This is a genomic window from Gellertiella hungarica (assembly GCF_014197145.1).
GTDB classification, from domain to species: domain Bacteria; phylum Pseudomonadota; class Alphaproteobacteria; order Rhizobiales; family Rhizobiaceae; genus Gellertiella; species Gellertiella hungarica.
The window spans coordinates 191,611-209,746 of record NZ_JACIEZ010000005.1; the positions used below are offsets into that span (position 1 = coordinate 191,611).

At 63.7% G+C, this 18,136-nt stretch carries 16 protein-coding genes; 11 read left to right on the forward strand and 5 right to left on the reverse strand.

Features of this window, described 5'->3' with window-relative positions; translation table 11 throughout:
• Positions 1 to 55: 55 nt before the first annotated feature.
• Positions 56 to 1,558, forward strand: coding sequence for an AMP nucleosidase (locus tag GGR23_RS14195; protein ID WP_183366955.1), 1,503 nt, complete (start codon positions 56 to 58; stop codon positions 1,556 to 1,558).
• Between the two features lie 248 nt (positions 1,559 to 1,806).
• Positions 1,807 to 2,193 carry a type II toxin-antitoxin system VapC family toxin gene (gene vapC, locus GGR23_RS14200; RefSeq protein ID WP_183366956.1) on the forward strand — a complete coding sequence of 129 codons (387 nt, stop codon included), beginning with the start codon at positions 1,807 to 1,809 and terminating at the stop codon, positions 2,191 to 2,193.
• A 37-nt stretch (positions 2,194 to 2,230) separates the two neighbouring features.
• Here vapC and GGR23_RS14205 read toward each other — a convergent pair whose 3' ends face one another.
• The gene (locus GGR23_RS14205; RefSeq protein WP_183366957.1) at positions 2,231 to 3,598 is read right to left on the reverse strand and encodes an aspartate aminotransferase family protein; all 1,368 of its coding nucleotides are present in this window, start codon (positions 3,596 to 3,598) and stop codon (positions 2,231 to 2,233) included.
• Between the two features lie 200 nt (positions 3,599 to 3,798).
• Between GGR23_RS14205 and GGR23_RS14210 the strand changes: the two genes are divergently transcribed.
• Positions 3,799 to 5,160 carry a glutamine synthetase family protein gene (locus GGR23_RS14210; RefSeq protein WP_183366958.1) on the forward strand — a complete coding sequence of 454 codons (1,362 nt, stop codon included), beginning with the start codon at positions 3,799 to 3,801 and terminating at the stop codon, positions 5,158 to 5,160.
• Here the strand turns inward: GGR23_RS14210 and GGR23_RS14215 are convergent.
• A complete protein-coding gene (locus tag GGR23_RS14215) occupies positions 5,157 to 5,582 on the reverse strand; it encodes a type II toxin-antitoxin system HicB family antitoxin (RefSeq protein WP_183367059.1) in 426 nt (141 codons plus the stop codon). The genes GGR23_RS14210 and GGR23_RS14215 overlap by 4 nt on opposite strands.
• Positions 5,583 to 6,174: 592 nt before the next feature.
• On the opposite strand from GGR23_RS14215, the gene GGR23_RS14220 reads away from it, so the two are divergent.
• The 6 genes from GGR23_RS14220 to GGR23_RS14245 all read left to right on the forward strand — a co-directional run bounded on the left by GGR23_RS14220 (position 6,175) and on the right by GGR23_RS14245 (position 12,199).
• On the forward strand, positions 6,175 to 7,773 hold the full coding sequence (locus tag GGR23_RS14220; RefSeq protein WP_183366959.1) for a peptide ABC transporter substrate-binding protein: 1,599 nt from the start codon (positions 6,175 to 6,177) through the stop codon (positions 7,771 to 7,773).
• A gap of 59 nt (positions 7,774 to 7,832) precedes the next feature.
• Positions 7,833 to 8,756, forward strand: coding sequence for an oligopeptide ABC transporter permease OppB (oppB, locus tag GGR23_RS14225; protein WP_183366960.1), 924 nt, complete (start codon positions 7,833 to 7,835; stop codon positions 8,754 to 8,756).
• Entirely contained in the window at positions 8,749 to 9,897 is a 1,149-nt protein-coding gene (locus GGR23_RS14230) for an ABC transporter permease (protein ID WP_183366961.1), read from the forward strand. The genes oppB and GGR23_RS14230 overlap by 8 nt, the downstream gene beginning before the upstream one ends.
• The gene (locus GGR23_RS14235; protein WP_382341755.1) at positions 9,872 to 11,500 is read left to right on the forward strand and encodes an ABC transporter ATP-binding protein; all 1,629 of its coding nucleotides are present in this window, start codon (positions 9,872 to 9,874) and stop codon (positions 11,498 to 11,500) included. The genes GGR23_RS14230 and GGR23_RS14235 overlap by 26 nt, the downstream gene beginning before the upstream one ends.
• A 112-nt stretch (positions 11,501 to 11,612) precedes the next feature.
• The gene (locus GGR23_RS14240; RefSeq protein ID WP_183366963.1) at positions 11,613 to 11,897 is read left to right on the forward strand and encodes a BrnT family toxin; all 285 of its coding nucleotides are present in this window, start codon (positions 11,613 to 11,615) and stop codon (positions 11,895 to 11,897) included.
• Positions 11,873 to 12,199 carry a BrnA antitoxin family protein gene (locus GGR23_RS14245; RefSeq protein WP_183366964.1) on the forward strand — a complete coding sequence of 109 codons (327 nt, stop codon included), beginning with the start codon at positions 11,873 to 11,875 and terminating at the stop codon, positions 12,197 to 12,199. The genes GGR23_RS14240 and GGR23_RS14245 overlap by 25 nt, the downstream gene beginning before the upstream one ends.
• 20 nt (positions 12,200 to 12,219) lie before the next feature.
• On the opposite strand, the gene GGR23_RS14250 is transcribed toward GGR23_RS14245, so the two are convergent.
• The 3 genes from GGR23_RS14250 to GGR23_RS14260 all read right to left on the reverse strand — a co-directional run bounded on the left by GGR23_RS14250 (position 12,220) and on the right by GGR23_RS14260 (position 15,576).
• On the reverse strand, positions 12,220 to 12,843 hold the full coding sequence (locus GGR23_RS14250) for a L,D-transpeptidase (RefSeq protein WP_183366965.1): 624 nt from the start codon (positions 12,841 to 12,843) through the stop codon (positions 12,220 to 12,222).
• Positions 12,844 to 12,926: 83 nt separating this feature from the next.
• Positions 12,927 to 13,571, reverse strand: coding sequence for an HAD family hydrolase (locus tag GGR23_RS14255; protein WP_183366966.1), 645 nt, complete (start codon positions 13,569 to 13,571; stop codon positions 12,927 to 12,929).
• A 340-nt stretch (positions 13,572 to 13,911) separates the two neighbouring features.
• Positions 13,912 to 15,576 (reverse strand): electron transfer flavoprotein-ubiquinone oxidoreductase, encoded by a 1,665-nt coding sequence (locus GGR23_RS14260; protein ID WP_183366967.1) that lies wholly within the window; start codon positions 15,574 to 15,576, stop codon positions 13,912 to 13,914.
• A gap of 289 nt (positions 15,577 to 15,865) precedes the next feature.
• Here GGR23_RS14260 and GGR23_RS14265 point away from each other — a divergent pair, with 289 nt between their 5' ends.
• Positions 15,866 to 16,621: a DUF3667 domain-containing protein gene (locus tag GGR23_RS14265; protein ID WP_183366968.1), complete on the forward strand. Its 756-nt coding sequence runs from the start codon at positions 15,866 to 15,868 to the stop codon at positions 16,619 to 16,621.
• A gap of 67 nt (positions 16,622 to 16,688) precedes the next feature.
• Positions 16,689 to 18,107 carry an FAD-binding oxidoreductase gene (locus GGR23_RS14270; protein ID WP_183366969.1) on the forward strand — a complete coding sequence of 473 codons (1,419 nt, stop codon included), beginning with the start codon at positions 16,689 to 16,691 and terminating at the stop codon, positions 18,105 to 18,107.
• The last annotated feature ends 29 nt before the right edge of the window (positions 18,108 to 18,136 follow it).

Below are 18,136 nucleotides of genomic sequence, written 5' to 3' on the forward strand. Positions count from 1 at the left end.
CGCCCTCGCCGCGAAGTGTCGTTTGCGTGTCAGAATGGCCGATCTATAATGGCGCATGGAAAAACGAATCTCTTCTCCTTCCGCCAACGGTTTCATCTCCCCTCCCCTGCAGGCGCCCCAGGAATTCACCGATGCGGCCGCCGCGGTGGACGCGCTGACGGCGCTCTACGAGCGCAACACCGCGTTTCTCACCGATGCCTTCACCCGGCTCAGCAAGGGCGACCCCGTTCTCGGGCGCTATCGCGCCACCTATCCGCAGGTCGCGATCGAAACCACCAGCTTCGGCCATGTGGATACGCGCCTGTCCTATGGCCATGTGACGGCGCCCGGCATCTACACCACGACGGTGACGCGCCCCCATCTTTTCCGGCATTACCTCAAGGAGCAGCTGAGCCTGCTGATGCGCAACCACCATGTGCCCGTGGTGGTTTCGGAATCCTCCACGCCGATCCCGCTCCACTTCGCCTTCGGCGAGGGGGCCCATGTGGAAGCGGCCGCATCATCCATCATCGACCTGCCGCTGCGCGACATCTTCGATGCGCCGGATCTTTCGACCACCGATGACGAGATCGCCAATGGCGACTACATCCCGCCGCCCGGCGAACCCTCGCCGCTCGCCCCCTTCACGGCGCAGCGGATCGACTATTCGCTCGCCCGCCTCTCGCACTACACGGCGACATCGGCCGAGCACTTCCAGAATTTCGTGCTCTTTACCAACTACCAGTTCTATGTGGACGAGTTCTGCGCCTTCGCGCGGGACCTGATGGCCAGGGGCGGAGACGGCTATGCCGCCTTCGTCGAGCCCGGCAACATCGTCACCTCGGCCGGAAATGCCGAGCCGGACGTGCCGGGCATCCTCGCGCGCCTGCCGCAGATGCCCGCCTATCACCTGAAGCGCAAGGGACATGCCGGCATCACGCTGGTCAATATCGGCGTCGGCCCCTCGAATGCGAAGACCATTACCGACCACATCGCGGTTCTCAGGCCGCATGCCTGGCTGATGCTCGGCCATTGCGCCGGTCTCCGCAACAGCCAGAGGCTCGGCGATTACGTGCTGGCCCATGCCTACATGCGCGAGGATCACGTGCTTGACGACGATCTGCCCGTCTGGGTGCCGATCCCGGCGCTTGCCGAAGTGCAGCTGGCGCTCGAGGATGCGGTGGAGGAAATCACGGGATACAAGGGCTACGAGCTGAAGCGCATCATGCGCACCGGCACCGTCGCCACCATCGACAACCGGAACTGGGAACTGCGCGACCAGCGCGGCCCGGTGAAGCGCCTGTCGCAGGCCCGCGCGGTGGCGCTCGACATGGAATCGGCCACCATCGCGGCCAACGGCTTCCGCTTCCGCGTGCCCTACGGCACGCTGCTCTGCGTCTCCGACAAGCCGCTGCACGGCGAGCTGAAGCTGCCCGGCATGGCAACCGCCTTCTACAAGACGCAAGTCGCCCAGCATCTTCAGATCGGCATACGCGCCGTCCAGAAACTCGCCGCGATGCCGCCGGAGAAGCTGCATTCCCGCAAGCTCAGGAGCTTCTTCGAGACGGCATTTCAGTAATGTTGCATATTTTGCCTCGGGCTGCTACGATATAAGGGAGTTAACCTGCACGGGCAGCCCATGGCCAAAAGCGCAACCGCACCCACGATCACGACGCCTCGATCAACGGAGACGGCAACCGCTATCACGGTGCGCTCCTCGGACGAGGAACGGCTGGCCCGGAAAGCTGCGTTGGACAGGCTTTGAGGAATTGGCTGGGGCAGCGATCTTGATGCCATGCGCCTCGGCGAGGCCGACCACGCTGCCAAATGATCGTCGTTGACAGTTCCGTATGGATCGGGTGGTTCCAACGCCATGACAATGAACAGATCGAGAAGCTCCGGCATGCGGACCCGCTTCGCATTTTCGTTCCGGACCTAGTGCTGACGGAAGTGCTTCAAGGCGCGAGAACCGACAGCGATGCAAGGCGGATCGAAAGAGAGCTCGCGATATTTGGCCCATCCACCATCTGCTCCCCCACCCTCGCCATCAAGGCCGCGGAAAATTACCGTGCGCTGCGGCGGCGGGGCATCACCGTTCGCAAGACGATAGACCTGATCATCGGCACCTTCTGCATCGAGAACGGGTTCTCGCTGCTCCATCTCGACCGCGACTTCCGGCCGATGGCGGAGCATCTGGGGCTGAAGCTGATCTGACCGGCCCCGGAAGGCGGGGCCGGCCTGACAGGTGCAATCAGCGCGGCATCGTATCGCGCAGGTGGTCCAGGCCGCCGCGCAGGGTGGTGACCAGTTCGTCGATCTCCGCGCGGGTGATGATCAGCGGCGGCGAGGCCAGCATGCGGTCATTGGTGGCGCGCAGCACCAGGCCATTCTTGAGGCAGTGATTGCGCACGACCACGCCCGCATCCTCGGGCTTGGCATAGCGGCGGCGGGTGGTCTTGTCGGCGGCAAGCTGCAGCCCGCCCATCAGGCCGACGCTTTCGGCCTGACCGACCACCTCGTGGTCCTCCAGGCTCTTCCAGGCCTTGGCGAAATAGGGACCGGTGTCGTCGCGCACGCGCTCGACCAGCTTCTCGTCCTCGATTATGCGCAGGTTTTCCAGGGCTGCCGCAGCGCAGACCGGATGGCCGGAATAGGTAAAGCCGTGATTGAAGTCGCCGGCCTCGTTGATCAGCACGTCCGCGACCCGCTTCGAGACCATGACGCCGCCGATCGGCAGATAGCCGGAGGACAGGCCCTTGGCGATCGGGCAGAGATCCGGCTCCAGCCCGTAATACTGGTGACCGAACCAGGTGCCGAGCCGGCCGAAGCCGCAGATCACCTCGTCATTGACGAGCAGGATATCGTATTTCTTGCAGATCCGGGCGATTTCCGGCCAGTAGGTCGAGGGCGGAATGATCACCCCGCCGGCGCCCTGGATGGGTTCGGCAACGAAGGCCGCCACCTTGTCGGCGCCCAGCTCGAGGATCTTCTCCTCCAGCTCCCCGGCCGCCCTGAGGCCGAATTCCTCGGGCGAGAGATCGCCGCCTTCCACATACCAGTAGGGCTGGCCGATGTGCACCACGCCGGGGATCGGCAGGTCGCCCTGCTCGTGCATCCACTTCATGCCGCCGAGCGAGGCGCCGGCGACCGTGGAGCCGTGATAGCCGTTCTTGCGGGAAATGATGACCTTCTTTTCCGGATGCCCCAGCGTCTTCCAGTAGACGCGCGCCATGCGGAACCAGGTGTCGTTGGCCTCCGAGCCGGAGCCGGTGAAGAACACGTGGCTGAAGCGCGGGCCGGCATGGGAGATGATCTTCTCCGCGAGCAGCGTCGCCGGCTCGGTCGTGGTGCCGAAGAAGGTGTTGTAATAGGGCAGCTCGTTCATCTGGCGCATCACGGCATCGGTGATTTCCTTGCGGCCGTAGCCTACGTTCACGCACCAGAGGCCGGCAAAGCCATCGAGGTATTTCTTGCCGTGGTTGTCGAAGATGTGAACGCCTTCCGCACGCTGAATGATCCGGGTGCCGTCGGCATTCAGCTTCTTCATGTCCGAAAACGGGTGCATGTGATGGGCTGCATCGATGGCACCGATGTTGGAACGGGCGTGAGCGGCATTCATTGGCATTTTCTGTTGGTCCTCCACGATGGGAGCATTCGGGCCGGATCTTCGCCTGGCTCGCATCGAATGCCCCGTCTTGACTGATGGATTGGCATGAGATTTACGCTGTGAGCATGTACTTGAGCCACTTGTTTTGCAAGGGAGCGGAGCGCGCTGGCTCGGGACGGACCGTGAAAAGCTCTGAAAAAGAGTGGGGGAACATGACAGAATCACAAGTGCGCAATGCCGTGAATGCAACCGGACACGCGGTGCCGAGGATCGAGCTTCTGCTGGTGGGCATGAACGGAGACCTCAGGGGAAAACAACTTCCGCTAGAAGCCGAGAAGAAGGTCTGGAAGGGCGAGGTGCGCCTGCCTTCCTCCACCCAGTCGCTCGACATCTGGGGCGACGACAACGACGACCTGACGGGCCTCTCCCAGTCGGTCGGCGATCCGGACGGGCTTTGCGTTCCAGACCGGCGCACCCATGTGCCGCTGCCCTGGGCGCCGCCGGGCTCGAGCCAGGTTCTGGCGACCATGCACGACATGAACGGCCAGCCGATGTTCCTCGATCCCCGGGCGATCCTTGCCCGCCTGCTCGAGCGCTATCGCAAGCTCGGACTCACCCCCGTGGTGGCGACCGAACTGGAATTCTACGTGGTCGAGGGCGACTGGAACGAGACCGGCCGGCCGACGCCGCCGAAGGCGCTGCGCTACCGTGACGAGCCGAACGGCTACCAGCTTTACGACATGCGCGCCGTGGACGCGCTGGACGACTACCTGCAGACCGTGCGCGCCTATGCCCGCGCCATGGAACTGCCCGCGGATGCCACCACCGCGGAGTTCGGCCCCGGTCAGTTCGAGGTCAATCTCAACCACCGCCCGGATGCGCTCGCGGCGGCAGACGATTGCATCTACCTGAAGCGCATCGTCGAGGAAGCCGCGCGCAAGCACGGGCTGAAATCCACTTGCATGGCAAAGCCTTACGGCAATCACGCCGGTTCCGGCCTGCATGTCCATGCCAGCCTGATCGACAAGGACGGCAACAACGTGCTCGATGCCCGGGGCGGCGATCCGGTGAAACTCAAGCACCTGTGCGGCGGCATGCTGAAGACCATGCGCGAGTGCCAGCTCGTCTTCGCGCCCTTTGCCAATTCCTATCGCCGGTTCCAGCCGAATTCCTTCGCGCCGGTCGATCTCACCTGGGGCTTTGCCCATCGCGGTACGGCGATCCGCATTCCCGATGCCAATGGTCCGGCCGCCCGCGTCGAGCACCGTGTCGCCGGGGCCGATGCCCATCCGCACCTGCTCCTGACTGCCATTCTCGGCGGCATGCTCTACGGGCTGGAGAACGAAATCGATCCCGGCGAGCCGGTGACACCGGAAAGCGCGCCCGAGAACCCCGGCCGCCTGACGCATGATTTCCTGACGGCGGTCGAGGAATTCGCAGCCTCGCCCTTCATCGCCGACATCTTCGGGCCCGCCTATCAGAAGCTCTACGGCGACACCAAGCGCAAGGAAGCCATCACCTATCTGCGCACCGTCTCGGACTTCGACTACCAGACCTACCTCGCCCGGATCTAGGGAGCGTCCATCAGCGAGATCACCAGCCTTTTGCCCATCGCTTCAAGAGCTTGCTGGAGAAGCGGAAGCTTGGTGCCGTGGTCCGGATCGAGGATGCGCCTGGCCTCGGTCTCGGTGCGTCCGAGACGGCGCGCCAGTTCGGTCTTGGTGATCGCTGCCTCCTGAAAGGCGGCGATCACCGCGAGCTTGATGACATCCTGCGCAGCGGGAGAAACGGGAACACCCTCGATGGCGCGAGCTTCCGGCAGGCGTCCGCCATCAGCGACGATGCCGCGCAGGGCGAGGCCAAGGGCCTCACCGGCGCTTGCAAGCGCCTCCGCACGCGTTTTGCCGTGAGTCACGGCTTCCGGCACATCGCTGAAGGTAACGAGGAACCCGCCATCGGGATCGGGTCTCACCGTTGCCCGGTAGAGGCAGTTCATCAGCGTCATCGTCCAACCCTCCCTTCGACATGCCAGTTGCTTTCCCGTCCGCCGGAGACCGCAGGCGCGGCTCATCGACCGTCCCGCTCGTCCTTTTCCCATCAAGAAAGACGCGGGCGCCGGCCTCTTGCCGCCGGCACGTCGGATAGAACCGGCCCATTTCCCGAAGTCGGCGAGGACATGCCAGCGCCTGACCAAGGGGCATCTCGACCACTCCGTTGCGCCCCGCGCCAGCCAGAAGTCCCACGGAATCGCGCGTGAGACAGCAGTATATTCCGCATCGCTCATGTTTATCCACATGATACGAAGGGGATCAGGCGGCCTGCAGGATGCAGGTCGCGAGAAGGCCCTGTCCGAAAAGCGTCATGAAATCGTCATTGCACCGACATTAAGTTGCAATTTTTGCCCCGCTTGAGACATGAACTGTCGCCAAGGCGTCAAAAGCTTTCCATTTCAGCAAAAAAATAGTGTTTTCCCCCGCCGTGCCGTTTACGTTCACGGAAAATACGAAGGTTGACGGGTTGTCACGAGGACAATTTTGGACTTTGCTCTGCTTCTCAATAAAAACCACGAATGGGGAAGGAGAACATCAATGTCCCTCATGAGAACGAAGTGGCATGCAGCCCTGCTTCTGGGCTCCCTCTTGATCGGCGCCAGCCCGGCGCTCGCGGAAGCCGTGTTCCATCGCGGCAATTCGGGCGAACCGCAGACGCTGGACAGCGCCCATGTGTCGGTCGATATCGAAGCCTTCGTTCTCAAGGACCTGTTCGAGGGCCTGACCATCTACTCCGCCGACGGCAAGATCGTTCCCGGCGCGGCCGAAAGCTGGACCGTCTCGGAAGACGGCACCGTCTACACCTTCAAGCTGCGTGAAAATGCCAAGTGGTCCGACGGGTCGCCCGTGACCGCCGAGGACTTCGTCTTCTCCGCCCAGCGCGTCGAGGATCCGAAGACCGCCGCCGAATATGCCAACATCCTCTATCCGATCAAGAATGCCGAGAAGGTCAACAAGGGCGAAGTGCCGGTCGACCAGCTGGGCGTCAAGGCCGTGGATGCCAAGACCGTCGAATACACGCTCGAGCGTCCGACCCCCTACTTCCCGCAGCTGATGGCGCACATGACGGCACTGCCGGTCAACAAGGCCAATGTGGAAAAGTTCGGCAAGGACTATGTGAAGCCGGGCAACATGGTGTCGAACGGCGCCTTCAAGCTCGAGGCGCATATCCCGAACGACAGCCTTACCGTGGCGAAGAACGAAAACTACTGGGATGCGGCCAACGTCAAGCTGGACAAGGTGATCTTCTATCCGTCCGAAGACGATGCGGCCAATATCCGCCGCTTCGAGGCGAAGGAACTGGACACCGTCTATCACTTCTCCTCGAGCGAGATCAAACGCCTGCGCGAGCAGTACAAGGACCAGGTCCGCGTGACCCCGGCGCTCTCCACCTATTACTATTCCTTCGACACCCGCCAGGAGCCCTACAGCGACGTGCGCGTCCGTCAGGCGCTCTCCATGGCCATCGACCGGGAATTCCTGGCGAACGAGATCTATAACGGCGCGCAGCTGCCGGTCTACAACCTCGTTCCGGAAGGCATGGAAGGCTACGGCAAGGGCCCGGTTCCGGAATGGGCCTCCATGTCGCAGATCGACCGCGAGGACAAGGCTCTCGAGCTGATGAAGGAAGCCGGCTACGGCGAAGGCGGCAAGCCGCTCAACATCGAGATCCGCTACAACACCAACACCGACCACGAGCGCGTCGCGACCGCCGTGGCGGACATGTGGAAGAACACCTTCGGCGCCAAGGTCAGCCTGCAGAATTCGGATGTGTCGGCCCATTACGCCTACCTGACCGAAGGCGGCAAGTTCAACGTGGCGCGCGCCGGCTGGTCGGCCGACTACGGCGATCCGGAAAACTTCCTGTCGCTGATGATCTCCACCAACAAGAGCTTCAACTACGGGCACTACAACAACCCGGAATATGATGCGCTGCTGAAGCAGTCCTATGACGAGACCGACCCGGCCAAGCGCATGGAGCTGATGAAGAAGGCGGAGGAAATGATCAACCGCGATCAGCCCATCGCCTCGCTGATGAATTACGCGAACCTCTGGCTCGTCTCCGACCGCATCAAGGGTTGGGAAGACAACGCCGTGAACGAACATCTCTCGAAATATCTGAGCGTCGCCGAATAACGCCGTAGAGGGAGCCCGCCCGCCGGATCGAGACCCGATCCGGCGGCGGGTCTTTTGCCATGATCCAGTTTGTGCTGAGGCGCCTCCTGAGCGCCGTTCCGACGATCTTCGTGGTCGTCACCATCTCCTTTTTCATGATGCGCTTCGCCCCTGGCGGCCCCTTCAACCTCGAGCGCCCGCTGGCCCCCCAGACGATGGCGAACGTGATGAAGACCTATGGCCTCGACCAGCCCCTGTGGAAGCAGTACTTCACCTATCTGTCCAATGCGGCGATGGGCGATTTCGGGCCAAGCTTCGTCTACAAGGACAACACCGTTGCCGAGCTGATCGGCAAGGCCCTGCCCTATTCCATCGAGCTCGGCCTGTGGGCCCTGCTCGTTGCCGTGGTCGGCGGCGTTCTCCTGGGAACGATCGCGGCGCTGCGCCAGAACGGCTGGATCGACTACACGCTGATGGTGATCGCCACCATCGGGGTGACCGTGCCGAACTTCGTGATGGGCCCGGTTCTGACCCTGATCTTCGCGATCATGCTGAGCTGGCTGCCGGCGGGAAGCTGGGGCGACGGTTCGTTCCGCTTCCTCGTGCTCCCGGTGCTTTCGCTCGGCCTGCCGCAGCTTGCGGTCTTTGCCCGACTGACGCGCGGCTCGATGATCGAGGCTCTGCACACCGATCACATCCGCACCGCACGGGCCTATGGCCTGCCGCCGCGGGTGGTCGTGATCACCCACGCCATGCGGGGCGCCATGCTGCCGGTGCTAACCTATCTCGGCCCCTGCGCCGCGGCCCTACTCACCGGCTCGGCGGTGGTGGAAACCATCTTCGCCATTCCCGGTGTCGGACGCTACTTCGTGCTCGGCTCGCTCAACCGCGACTACACGCTGGTGATGGGCACCGTCATCCTGATCGCCGTCTTCGTGATCCTGTTCAACCTGATCGTCGACATTCTCTACGGTCTGCTCGATCCGAGGGTGCGCCATGACTGAGAAAACCATCGCCACCGTGGCCGCCGCGGAGATGCCGCCGGCAGACGAACGGCCGAGCCGCAGCCTGTCGCAACTGGCCTGGATCCGCTTCCGGCGCAACAAGGCCGCCATGCTGGGCTGCCTGATGCTGGCGCTGATCGTGCTCTTTTCCTATGTCGGCCCGGTCTTCCTGAAGCATGGCTACGACGAGGTGTTCCCCTCCTACGTCACCATTGCTCCCAGCCTTTCGCCGCGGCCCGATCCGGAAACGCTGAAGGAAGTGGCGGAGAACGCCGCCAAGCGCGCCCGCGTCACCCTGTCCTCCTTCGAGGTCGAGAACGGCACCTACACAGCGGTGATCGCCGGCTCGAAGCCGATCGATCCGCGCGCCGTGCGCTATTTCGACCGCGCCAACGAGTTCGAGAACACGCAAGTCAAGGAAACCGCGGCCGACCAGCTGTCGATGACGCTGACCGGTCACGTGGACCAGGAATACTTCCTCTTCGGGACCGACAACAACGGCCGCGATCTGCTCGCCCGCGTCATGCTGGGCGGCCAGATCTCGATAGCAGTCGGGGTTGCCGCATCCCTCGTTTCGCTCGGCATCGGCGTGCTCTATGGCGCGACCTCCGGCTATATCGGCGGACGGGTCGACAACGTGATGATGCGTTTCGTCGAAATCCTCTATTCGCTGCCCTTCATCTTCCTGGTGGTGGTGCTCGTCGTCTTCTTCGGGCGGTCGATCACGCTGATCTTCATCGTCATCGGGGCGGTGCAATGGCTGGAAATGGCCCGCATCGTGCGCGGCCAGACGCTGTCGCTCAAGCGGCGGGAATTCGTCGGGGCGGCGGAGGCGCTCGGCCTCACCGACTGGCAGATCATCCGCCGGCACATCATCCCCAACACCATCGGCCCTGTCATCGTCTTCGTCACCTCCGTGGTGCCGCAGGTGATGCTGCTCGAAAGCTTCCTCTCCTTCCTAGGGCTCGGCGTGCAGGCGCCGCTCGCCAGCTGGGGAACGCTGATCGCCGAGGGTGCACGCAACATCCAGTCTGCCTACTGGCAGCTGATCTTCCCCTCGGTCTTCTTCGTGCTGACGCTCTTCTCGCTGAACTTCATCGGCGACGGATTGCGCGATGCCCTCGATCCGAAGGACCGCTGACATGACGGAAAAGATGGAAACGGTCCTCGACGTGAAGGACCTGAAGGTGGAGTTCGACACGCCCGACGGCACAGTCCAGGCGGTCAAGGGCGTGAGCTTCTCGGTCAGCCGGGGAGAGACGCTGGCGATCGTCGGCGAAAGCGGCTCCGGAAAGAGCCAGACCATGATGGGCATCATGGGACTGCTGGCCGCCAATGGCCGCGTGTCCGGCTCGGCCCGCTATGCCGGCGAAGAGCTGGTGAATGCGCCGCTGCGCGTGCTGAACGGGGTGCGCGGCTCCAAGATCACCATGATCTTCCAGGAACCGATGACCTCTCTCGACCCGCTCTACCGGATCGGACGGCAGATCTCCGAACCCCTCATCCACCACAAGGGGATGAGCAAGGGCGATGCCCGGGCCCGCGTTCTGGAACTCCTGAAGCTCGTCGGCATCCCCGAGCCGGAGCGGCGCATCGACAGCTATCCGCACGAACTGTCCGGCGGTCAGCGCCAGCGCGTGATGATCGCCATGGCGCTCGCCAACGATCCGGACCTGCTGATCGCCGACGAACCCACCACCGCGCTCGACGTGACCATCCAGGCGCAGATCCTCAGGCTGCTGGCCGACCTGCAGAAGAAATTCGGCATGGCGATCATCCTGATCACCCACGATCTCGGCGTGGTGAAGCACGTCGCCGACCGGGTTGTGGTGATGCGGCGCGGCGAAATCGTCGAGCAGGGACCGAGAGACGACATCTTCGAGCGCCCGCAGGCGGACTACACGAAGATGCTGCTGGCAGCGGAACCTTCCGGCCACAAGCCGCCTCCGCCGCCCGGCAGCCCCGTCATTCTCGAGGGGCGCAACGTGACCGTGGATTTCGCCATCGGCGGCGGCTTCCTGGCCGGCGGCACGCGCACCTTCCGCGCGGTGGACGACGTGAGCATCCGTCTCGAACAGGGCCAGACCATCGGCATCGTCGGCGAGAGCGGGTCCGGCAAGTCCACCCTCGGGCGGGCACTGCTGAAGCTCCTGCCCTCGGCGGGCTACGTGCGTTTCGGCCAGACGGAAATCTCGAAATTCGACCGGGCCGCGATGCGTCCCTATCGCCGCGAGATGCAGCTCGTCTTCCAGGATCCCTATGGTTCGCTTTCGCCCCGCCAGACGGTGGGCGAGATCATTACCGAGGGGCTCTTCGTCCACGAACCGCAGCTCTCCAAGGCGGAGCGGGATGCCCGTGCCGTGGCGGCACTCAAGGAAGTGGGGCTCGACCCCGCGACCCGCAACCGCTACCCGCACGAGTTTTCCGGCGGCCAGCGCCAGCGCATCGCCATCGCCCGCTCGATGATCCTGAAGCCGAAAGTGGTCGTGCTCGATGAGCCCACCTCCGCGCTGGACCGGTCCGTCCAGCGGCAGGTCATCGAGCTCCTGCGCGACCTCCAGGAGAAACACGGCCTCTCCTATGTCTTCATCAGCCATGACCTCTCGGTGATCCGCGCGATCTCCGACCACGTGATCGTGATGAAGGACGGCAAGATCGTGGAACAGGGCGATACGGAGATGATCTTCGACGCACCGCGCGCGGATTACACCAAAACCCTGATCGCCGCCGCCTTCACCCACTGAGGACGGCAGCCGACCTGGAACAGCGACAATGGCCGGGCGCAACCCGGCCATTTTCTTTTTCATATATCCGGATATACTGAATTGACTCTTTTATTTTTTGTAGTTACATTTAATGAAGATCATTTGGGACGAGCGGAAGCGCATCAGCAATCTGGCCAAGCACGGTTTTGATTTTGAGCAGATCGACCACTTCGACTGGGTCACCGCTGTTTTCGGCGCTGCTCACATGTCGAGATACGGTCAGCACCGGCTCAAGGCGACAGGTGTCTTGTCGGGAACGATCGTGATCGTGATTTTTGCTCTTCTCGGCAGGGAAGCGATCTCTCTCATATCCCTGAGGCCCGCGAGCGCCCGGGAAAGAAAGGAGTTCTTATGGTCAAGATCTATCCGACACTGAAGGAATTCGTGCCCGGTCGCGGCTACACGAAGGACGACTGGGACGACGTCGATTCGCCCGAGTTGACCGAGGAAGAGCTTCGCTCGATGCGCCCCGCCAAGGAGGCGCTGCCGCCGGAAATCTATGAAGCGCTGGTCGAAATGCAGCGCCAGCGCGGGCGGCCGACGGTGGAGAGCCCGAAGAAGCAGGTGACGCTTCGGCTCGATGCGGATCTGGTCGCGCATTTCAAGGCCGGGGGCAAGGGCTGGCAGAGCCGCATGAATGCGGCCCTGCGCAAGGCGGCCGGGCTGGACCCGGCCTGAGGGCATTGGCCCGCCGTTCGTCAGACGTCGCGCACGCCCTGGATGACATAGACCCGGTCGCCGACGGAAACGCGGCTGTAGAGGTCGATCACGTCGTGGTTCATCATCCGGACACAGCCGGAGGACATGGCAAGACCGATGGATTGCGGCTGGTTGGTGCCGTGGATGCGGAACATGGTGTCGCGTCCGCCCTGGTAGAGATACATGGCGCGGGCGCCGAGCGGATTGTTCGGCCCGCCGGGCACGCCGCCGGCATATTTCATGTTCTTCTTGGGATCGCGCCTGAGCATGTTGGGCGACGGCGTCCAGCTCGGCCATTCCGCCTTGCGGCCCACATGCGCCCAGCCGGCCAGCGAGTAGCCGTTGCGCCCGACGCCGATGCCGTAGCGCATGGCCCGGCCATTGCCGAGCACGTAGTAGAGCCTGCGGGCCGGGGTATCGACCACGATCGTGCCGGCAGGATGCTTTGTCTCGTAGGCCACTTCGGTGCGGCGCAGTTCCGGCTTGATCTTCTCCAGCGGCACCTTGTCCAGCGGAAACCTTTCCTCCGGAATGGCGGCATATTTCGCCTGATCGTTATTCGTGGCGCAGCCGGCGAGGAAAACCGGCAGGCCGAGCAGGAAACCGCGACGCGAGAGGGACATGGAGAAAACCCTTTAGATTTGGTTATGGCAGGAAACCTAAGGGAATTATGGTTAACCGACGGTAAAGACCGCTTCGCAACCGTTTACATTTCGCCGGCCGCGGCGCCTCGGAATCCGGCCAGCAAGGGGGCGAAATCGGCATAGCTCGAAAAGCGCGGCACGTCATGCTCGCCCTTCCCTTCCGGATCGTGCAGCACCGCCCGCATCGCGGCCCGGCGCGCGGCCTCCAGACCGACGCCGCTGTCTTCCACCACCAGCACGTCACCCGCAGGATAACCCAGCGCCCCGGCCGCATGCAGGAAGAGGGCCGGCTCCGGCTTCCAGCTGTTCAGCGTATAGGCGCTGTAGGCATGACGCGGAAAGAAGCGGGAAAGACCGGTGATCGCCAGCGAGCGGGCGATCTTTTCCGGCGGCCCGCTCGAGGCAATCGCGATCGGCAGATCGAGCGCCTCCAGCGCCGCGTGAACACCCGGAAAGGCCTTGAGTTCGCGCTCGTACCGATGCCCGGCAGCGGCGCGATAGGTGGCGATGAACGCATCGTCGAGCAGACGGTCGGTGGACTTTCCAAGCTCTGACAGGATGGTGGCGAAACGCCATCCGCGATAGCGCGCCGCGATTTCGGCGCCATCGAGCCCGATCTCGGGGAGAAGGCTCGCCAGCGTTTCCGCCGCAATCAGCTCGCTGTCGACAAGCGTGCCGTCGAGATCGAAAATGATGGCCCTGATCACCTGCATCTCCCGGACACGCGGCCTTCGCCCCCGCCAAAGGCAGACCTTGACGGGAGGATAAGCCTCTTTTAATGAATCTGTTCTAATTTAGAAATCACGCACGGTTCGTTCCGGGGGAACGGTCGTCATGCATCCTCGGCGGTAGGGGGGTCTCCGCCTGCAGGACGCAGACCCTGCCGGTTCGTCACTTAAGCCGGCAGGGTCACTCTTTTGCGGCCGGCCGGGAAACGCCCGGAGGGCCTGAGCTTGCCGGAACCGGCGGGTTGCGATCCCGGCCGGATGACACTCCGGCCCCGGTCACATCCCTGCCGCCATGGTTCGCGCGGGCCTCGCCCGAACATCACATGTTCGGGTAAACCGGCCCTTCCCCACCCTGCGGCGGCACCCAGTTGATGTTCTGGTTCGGGTCCTTGATGTCGCAGGTCTTGCAGTGCACGCAGTTCTGCGCGTTGATGACGAAGACCGGCTTGCCGTCCTTCTCCACCCATTCATAGACGCCTGCCGGGCAGTAGCGGTTCGACGGGCCACCATAGACGTCCAGTTCGGACGACTTCTGCAGCTCCGGGTTCTTCAACTGCAGATGGATCGGCTGGTCTTCCTCGTGGTTGGTGTTCGACAGGAACACCGAGGAGAGACGGTCGAAGGTCAGAACGCCGTCCGGCTTCGGATACTCGATCTTCTTGTGCTGGGCGGCCGGCTCCAGCGAAGCCGCATCGGTCTTGCCGTGCTTCAGCGTGCCGAAGAAGGAGAAGCCGAAAAGCTGGTTGGTCCACATGTCGAGGCCGCCCAGCGCCACGCCGACCGCCGTGCCGAACTTCGACCAGAGCGGCTTGACGTTGCGCACGCGCTTGAGATCGGTGCCGATGTCGGTGTTGCGCCATTCGTTCTCGATCTCGACCGGCTCGTCATTGGCGCGGCCGGCGGCAATGGCTTCGGCCAGCTTTTCCGCCGCGAGCATGCCGGACAGAACCGCATTGTGCGACCCCTTGATGCGGGGAACGTTGACGAAGCCTGCCGAGCAGCCGATGAGCGCGCCGCCCGGGAAGGAGAGCTTCGGCACGGACTGCCAGCCGCCTTCGGTGATCGCGCGCGCGCCATAGGAGAGGCGCTTGCCGCCCTCGAAGGTGCCGCGGATTGCCGGATGGGTCTTGAAGCGCTGGAATTCCTCGAAGGGATAGAGCCAGGGGTTCTTGTAGTTCAGGTGCACCACGAAGCCCACGGCCACCATGTTGTCTTCGAGGTGATAGAGGAATGAGCCGCCGCCCGTCTTCATGTCCAGCGGCCAGCCGAAGGAGTGCTGGACGAGGCCGGGCTTGTGGTTTTCCGGCTTTACCTGCCAGAGTTCCTTGATGCCGATGCCGAACTTGCCGGGCTCGCGGCCCTCGTCGAGCTTGTACTTGGCGATCAGCTGCTTGGCGAGCGAACCGCGCACGCCTTCCGAAATCAGCGTGTACTTGCCGAGCAGCGCCATGCCGCGGGTATAGTTGGGGCCGGGCTGGCCATCGCGGCCGATGCCCATGTCGCCGGTGGCGACGCCGATGACGGCACCTTCGTCATTATAGAGCACTTCGGATGCGGCAAAGCCGGGATAGATCTCGACGCCGAGTTCTTCCGCCTTGGTCGCCAGCCAGCGACAGACATTGCCGAGCGAGACGATGTAGTTGCCGTGATTGTTCATCAGCGGCGGCATGAAGGCGTTCGGCAGGCGGATCGAGCCGGCCGGGCCGAGGAACAGGAAGTGGTCGTCGGTCACCTCGGTCTTGAAGGGATGCCCCTCTTCCTCGCGCCAGCCGGGCAGAAGGCGGTCGATGCCGATGGGGTCGACAACCGCGCCGGAAAGGATATGCGCGCCGACTTCCGAGCCCTTCTCGAGCACGACCACCGTCAGCTCCGGGTTCACCTGCTTCAGACGGATGGCCGCAGACAGGCCCGCAGGGCCCGCGCCAACGATCACCACGTCGAATTCCATGCTCTCCCGTTCGGGCAGCTCCATCGCTTCGCTCATTTTCGTACAGTCTCCACTCGCGGCCGCATCCCGGGCGGCCCCTTCCCCGAATTTCGCATTCTCTCTTGGCAAATGAAAAGAAGCTTGTCGAGCCGGGTTTGCGACGCAGAACCCCTCATTTTGCACATGCGAATGCCAAGCGGGAATGAAAGTAGTTTACGTTAACGTTCACGTCAATATTGTTGCACGCAACAGGCGCATCGCGGCTTGCGGAAAGCCGCCCTGCCCCGCCATGCCGCTTGCCCCGTGGCAAGGCGCAGGTTAGAGCATGATCCAAAAGGATTGCCGCATGTTCCAACCGCTCCGGATCACCCCCTGCCAGCACGACCGCCACGGCCGGTTCTGCAGCAAGTGCGGGCTGGAAACGGACCCGCCGCGCCTGACCTTTTCCGCGATGGCGATGGAGTTCGTGGCAAGCTGGCTGCAGAAGGGCTTCCGGCAGACGGCCTTCGGGCTGCTGCTTGCTCCCGGGCACCAGATCCGCGCCTATCTCTCCGAAAACCGCAACCTCCTGGTCAAGCCGGTCAATTACCTGCTCATCCTGGCCGCTTTCCACTACTGGGTGCTCGGTCTCTACGGCGAGCGGGGCGGCGGGATCGATCCGGCCGCTCTCGGCCTTTCCGGCCCGGACGCTTCGGATGCCGCGGCGGTCCACATGGCGCGCTGGCTTGTCGAGCATTTCTACCAGATCGCGCTCCTTCAGGCGGTGCTTTCGGCCCTTCTGATCCGCTACGTCTTCTATCGGCGCGAAGGCTGGAGCCTGCCGGAATACACCATCGCCATGACCTACATCATGGCCGAGAACCTGCTCATCCAGTCCCTGGTGGATCTTCTGTTCACGCCCTTTCACCGGGTGCCGCCGAGCGGGCTGCACTATGCGGTCGGCGCGACCTACACCATCTTCGCCATCGGCCAGTTTCTCGGAGCGCGCCATCCCCGGCAATGGCTTCGGGTTGCCCTTGCCTATCTCACGGCGACTCTCTCGGGCGTCGGGCTTCTCGTTCTGGGCATGCTGCTCTGGCAAAGCTGGAGCGGCCCTCTCTAGCACAGGGCGCTTGAAGCCGGGACCGGTTTTGTCATAGCCTTGGACCGACCCACCGGACAGGCATTCCATGACAGCAACCGATCCGCACGCGCTCGAGAGCGCGCTTCGCGCCGCCTTCCCCGCACTCTCGCTTGCGGGACCCTCCGATCTGTCCGGCCGGGCGCCCGGCGAACACCCGGCAAATCTTGCGGCCGGCGTGATGGCGATGCCCGCCTCCGCGCCGGAGGCCGCAGCCCTCGTCGCCTTTACCCGGGCTCATCGCATTCCCGTCGTTTCGCAGGGCGGGCGCACCGGGCTTGCCGGCGGCGGCATCTCCCGGCCCGGCGAACTGATCCTCAGCTCTGCCAGACTGAATGCCATCGAGGCCATCCATGCGGATGAAATGACGGTCACGGTCGGCGCGGGCGTGACGCTGGAGGCGCTCCAGAACCGGCTTCGGCCGCTGGGCCTGACGCCGCGCATCGATCTTGCGGCGCGCGGCACGGCCACCATCGGCGGCATGGTGTCGACCAATGCCGGCGGCATCCTTGCCTTCCGCAACGGCGTCATGCGTCATCAGGTCCTGGGGCTTGAGGCGGTTCTGCCGGACGGGTCGGTGTTCTCCGACCTCACCCGCGTGATCAAGGTTTCGGCGGGCCCCGACCTGAAGCATCTGCTGATCGGCGGCGAAGGCGCCTTCGGCTTCGTCACGCGCGCGGTGCTGAAGCTCGAACCCTTCCGCACGGAGCGGGCGTCGGCGCTGATCGGTCTTCCCTCTGCCGCCCATGCGCTTCGGCTGGCGGGGGCGCTGCAGGCCGAGACGGGGATCGAGCTCGAGGGCGCCGAGCTGATGTGGCGGCACTTCTTCGACGACAGCGCGCGCAATCACGGCTTCGATGCCGGCTGGCTTCCCGCCGGGACCGCCTGCGTGCTGCTGGTGGAGGTTTCGGGCGAAACGGCGGATGCGGCGCGCGAGAGGCTGGAAACGGTTCTGGCGCAGCACTGGGAAGGCGCCGGCATCACCTCCGGCCTCGTCGCCCAATCGCTCCGCCAGGCCCGCAGCTTCTGGCAGCTTCGCGAGGAGGCGGATTTCATCTATCGCGAACACCCGGACGCGCCCTCCTTCGACATCTCCGTGCCGCCGGGCAGCCTCGACCGCTACGTGGCGGATTTCCGGGCAAGGCTGTTTCAGGTCGATCCGCTTCACGGCGCCTATGTCTACGGCCACATGGCCGATGGCAACCTGCACATCTCGATCACCCATGCCGGCGCGGTGGGGCCGGACCGCCAGCGGGCGATCGAAGCCGCCGTCTATGAGGGCGTGCGCGAACTCGGCGGCAGCTTTTCCGCCGAGCACGGAATCGGCCTTGAAAAACGGCACGCCTACCTCACCTATTCCGATCCGGTGAAGCGGGTGATGGCCGACAGCATCAAGCAGGCGCTCGATCCCGATCTGCTCTTCAATCCCGGCAAGGTGCCCTTCACCGCCCTGCCGGCAGGCGGCTGACTCCGGCGAAGGCGCCTCACGTCAAGGAA

Excerpts from the sequence above, each read along its gene's own strand:
- GGR23_RS14235 (WP_382341755.1), top strand. The coding sequence starts at position 9,872 with ATGCCCTCGATCCGAAGGACCGCTGACATGACGGAAAAGATGGAAACG.
- GGR23_RS14215 (WP_183367059.1), bottom strand. The coding sequence starts at position 5,582 with ATGAACTGCCTCTACCGGGCAACGGTGAGACCCGATCCCGATGGCGGG.
- GGR23_RS14205 (WP_183366957.1), bottom strand. The coding sequence starts at position 3,598 with ATGAATGCCGCTCACGCCCGTTCCAACATCGGTGCCATCGATGCAGCC.
- GGR23_RS14230 (WP_183366961.1), top strand. The coding sequence starts at position 8,749 with ATGACTGAGAAAACCATCGCCACCGTGGCCGCCGCGGAGATGCCGCCG.
- GGR23_RS14270 (WP_183366969.1), top strand. The coding sequence starts at position 16,689 with ATGACAGCAACCGATCCGCACGCGCTCGAGAGCGCGCTTCGCGCCGCC.
- GGR23_RS14240 (WP_183366963.1), top strand. The coding sequence starts at position 11,613 with ATGAAGATCATTTGGGACGAGCGGAAGCGCATCAGCAATCTGGCCAAG.
- GGR23_RS14195 (WP_183366955.1), top strand. The coding sequence starts at position 56 with ATGGAAAAACGAATCTCTTCTCCTTCCGCCAACGGTTTCATCTCCCCT.
- GGR23_RS14220 (WP_183366959.1), top strand. The coding sequence starts at position 6,175 with ATGTCCCTCATGAGAACGAAGTGGCATGCAGCCCTGCTTCTGGGCTCC.
- GGR23_RS14245 (WP_183366964.1), top strand. The coding sequence starts at position 11,873 with ATGGTCAAGATCTATCCGACACTGAAGGAATTCGTGCCCGGTCGCGGC.
- GGR23_RS14250 (WP_183366965.1), bottom strand. The coding sequence starts at position 12,843 with ATGTCCCTCTCGCGTCGCGGTTTCCTGCTCGGCCTGCCGGTTTTCCTC.
- oppB (WP_183366960.1), top strand. The coding sequence starts at position 7,833 with ATGATCCAGTTTGTGCTGAGGCGCCTCCTGAGCGCCGTTCCGACGATC.
- vapC (WP_183366956.1), top strand. The coding sequence starts at position 1,807 with ATGATCGTCGTTGACAGTTCCGTATGGATCGGGTGGTTCCAACGCCAT.
- GGR23_RS14260 (WP_183366967.1), bottom strand. The coding sequence starts at position 15,576 with ATGAGCGAAGCGATGGAGCTGCCCGAACGGGAGAGCATGGAATTCGAC.
- GGR23_RS14210 (WP_183366958.1), top strand. The coding sequence starts at position 3,799 with ATGACAGAATCACAAGTGCGCAATGCCGTGAATGCAACCGGACACGCG.
- GGR23_RS14265 (WP_183366968.1), top strand. The coding sequence starts at position 15,866 with ATGTTCCAACCGCTCCGGATCACCCCCTGCCAGCACGACCGCCACGGC.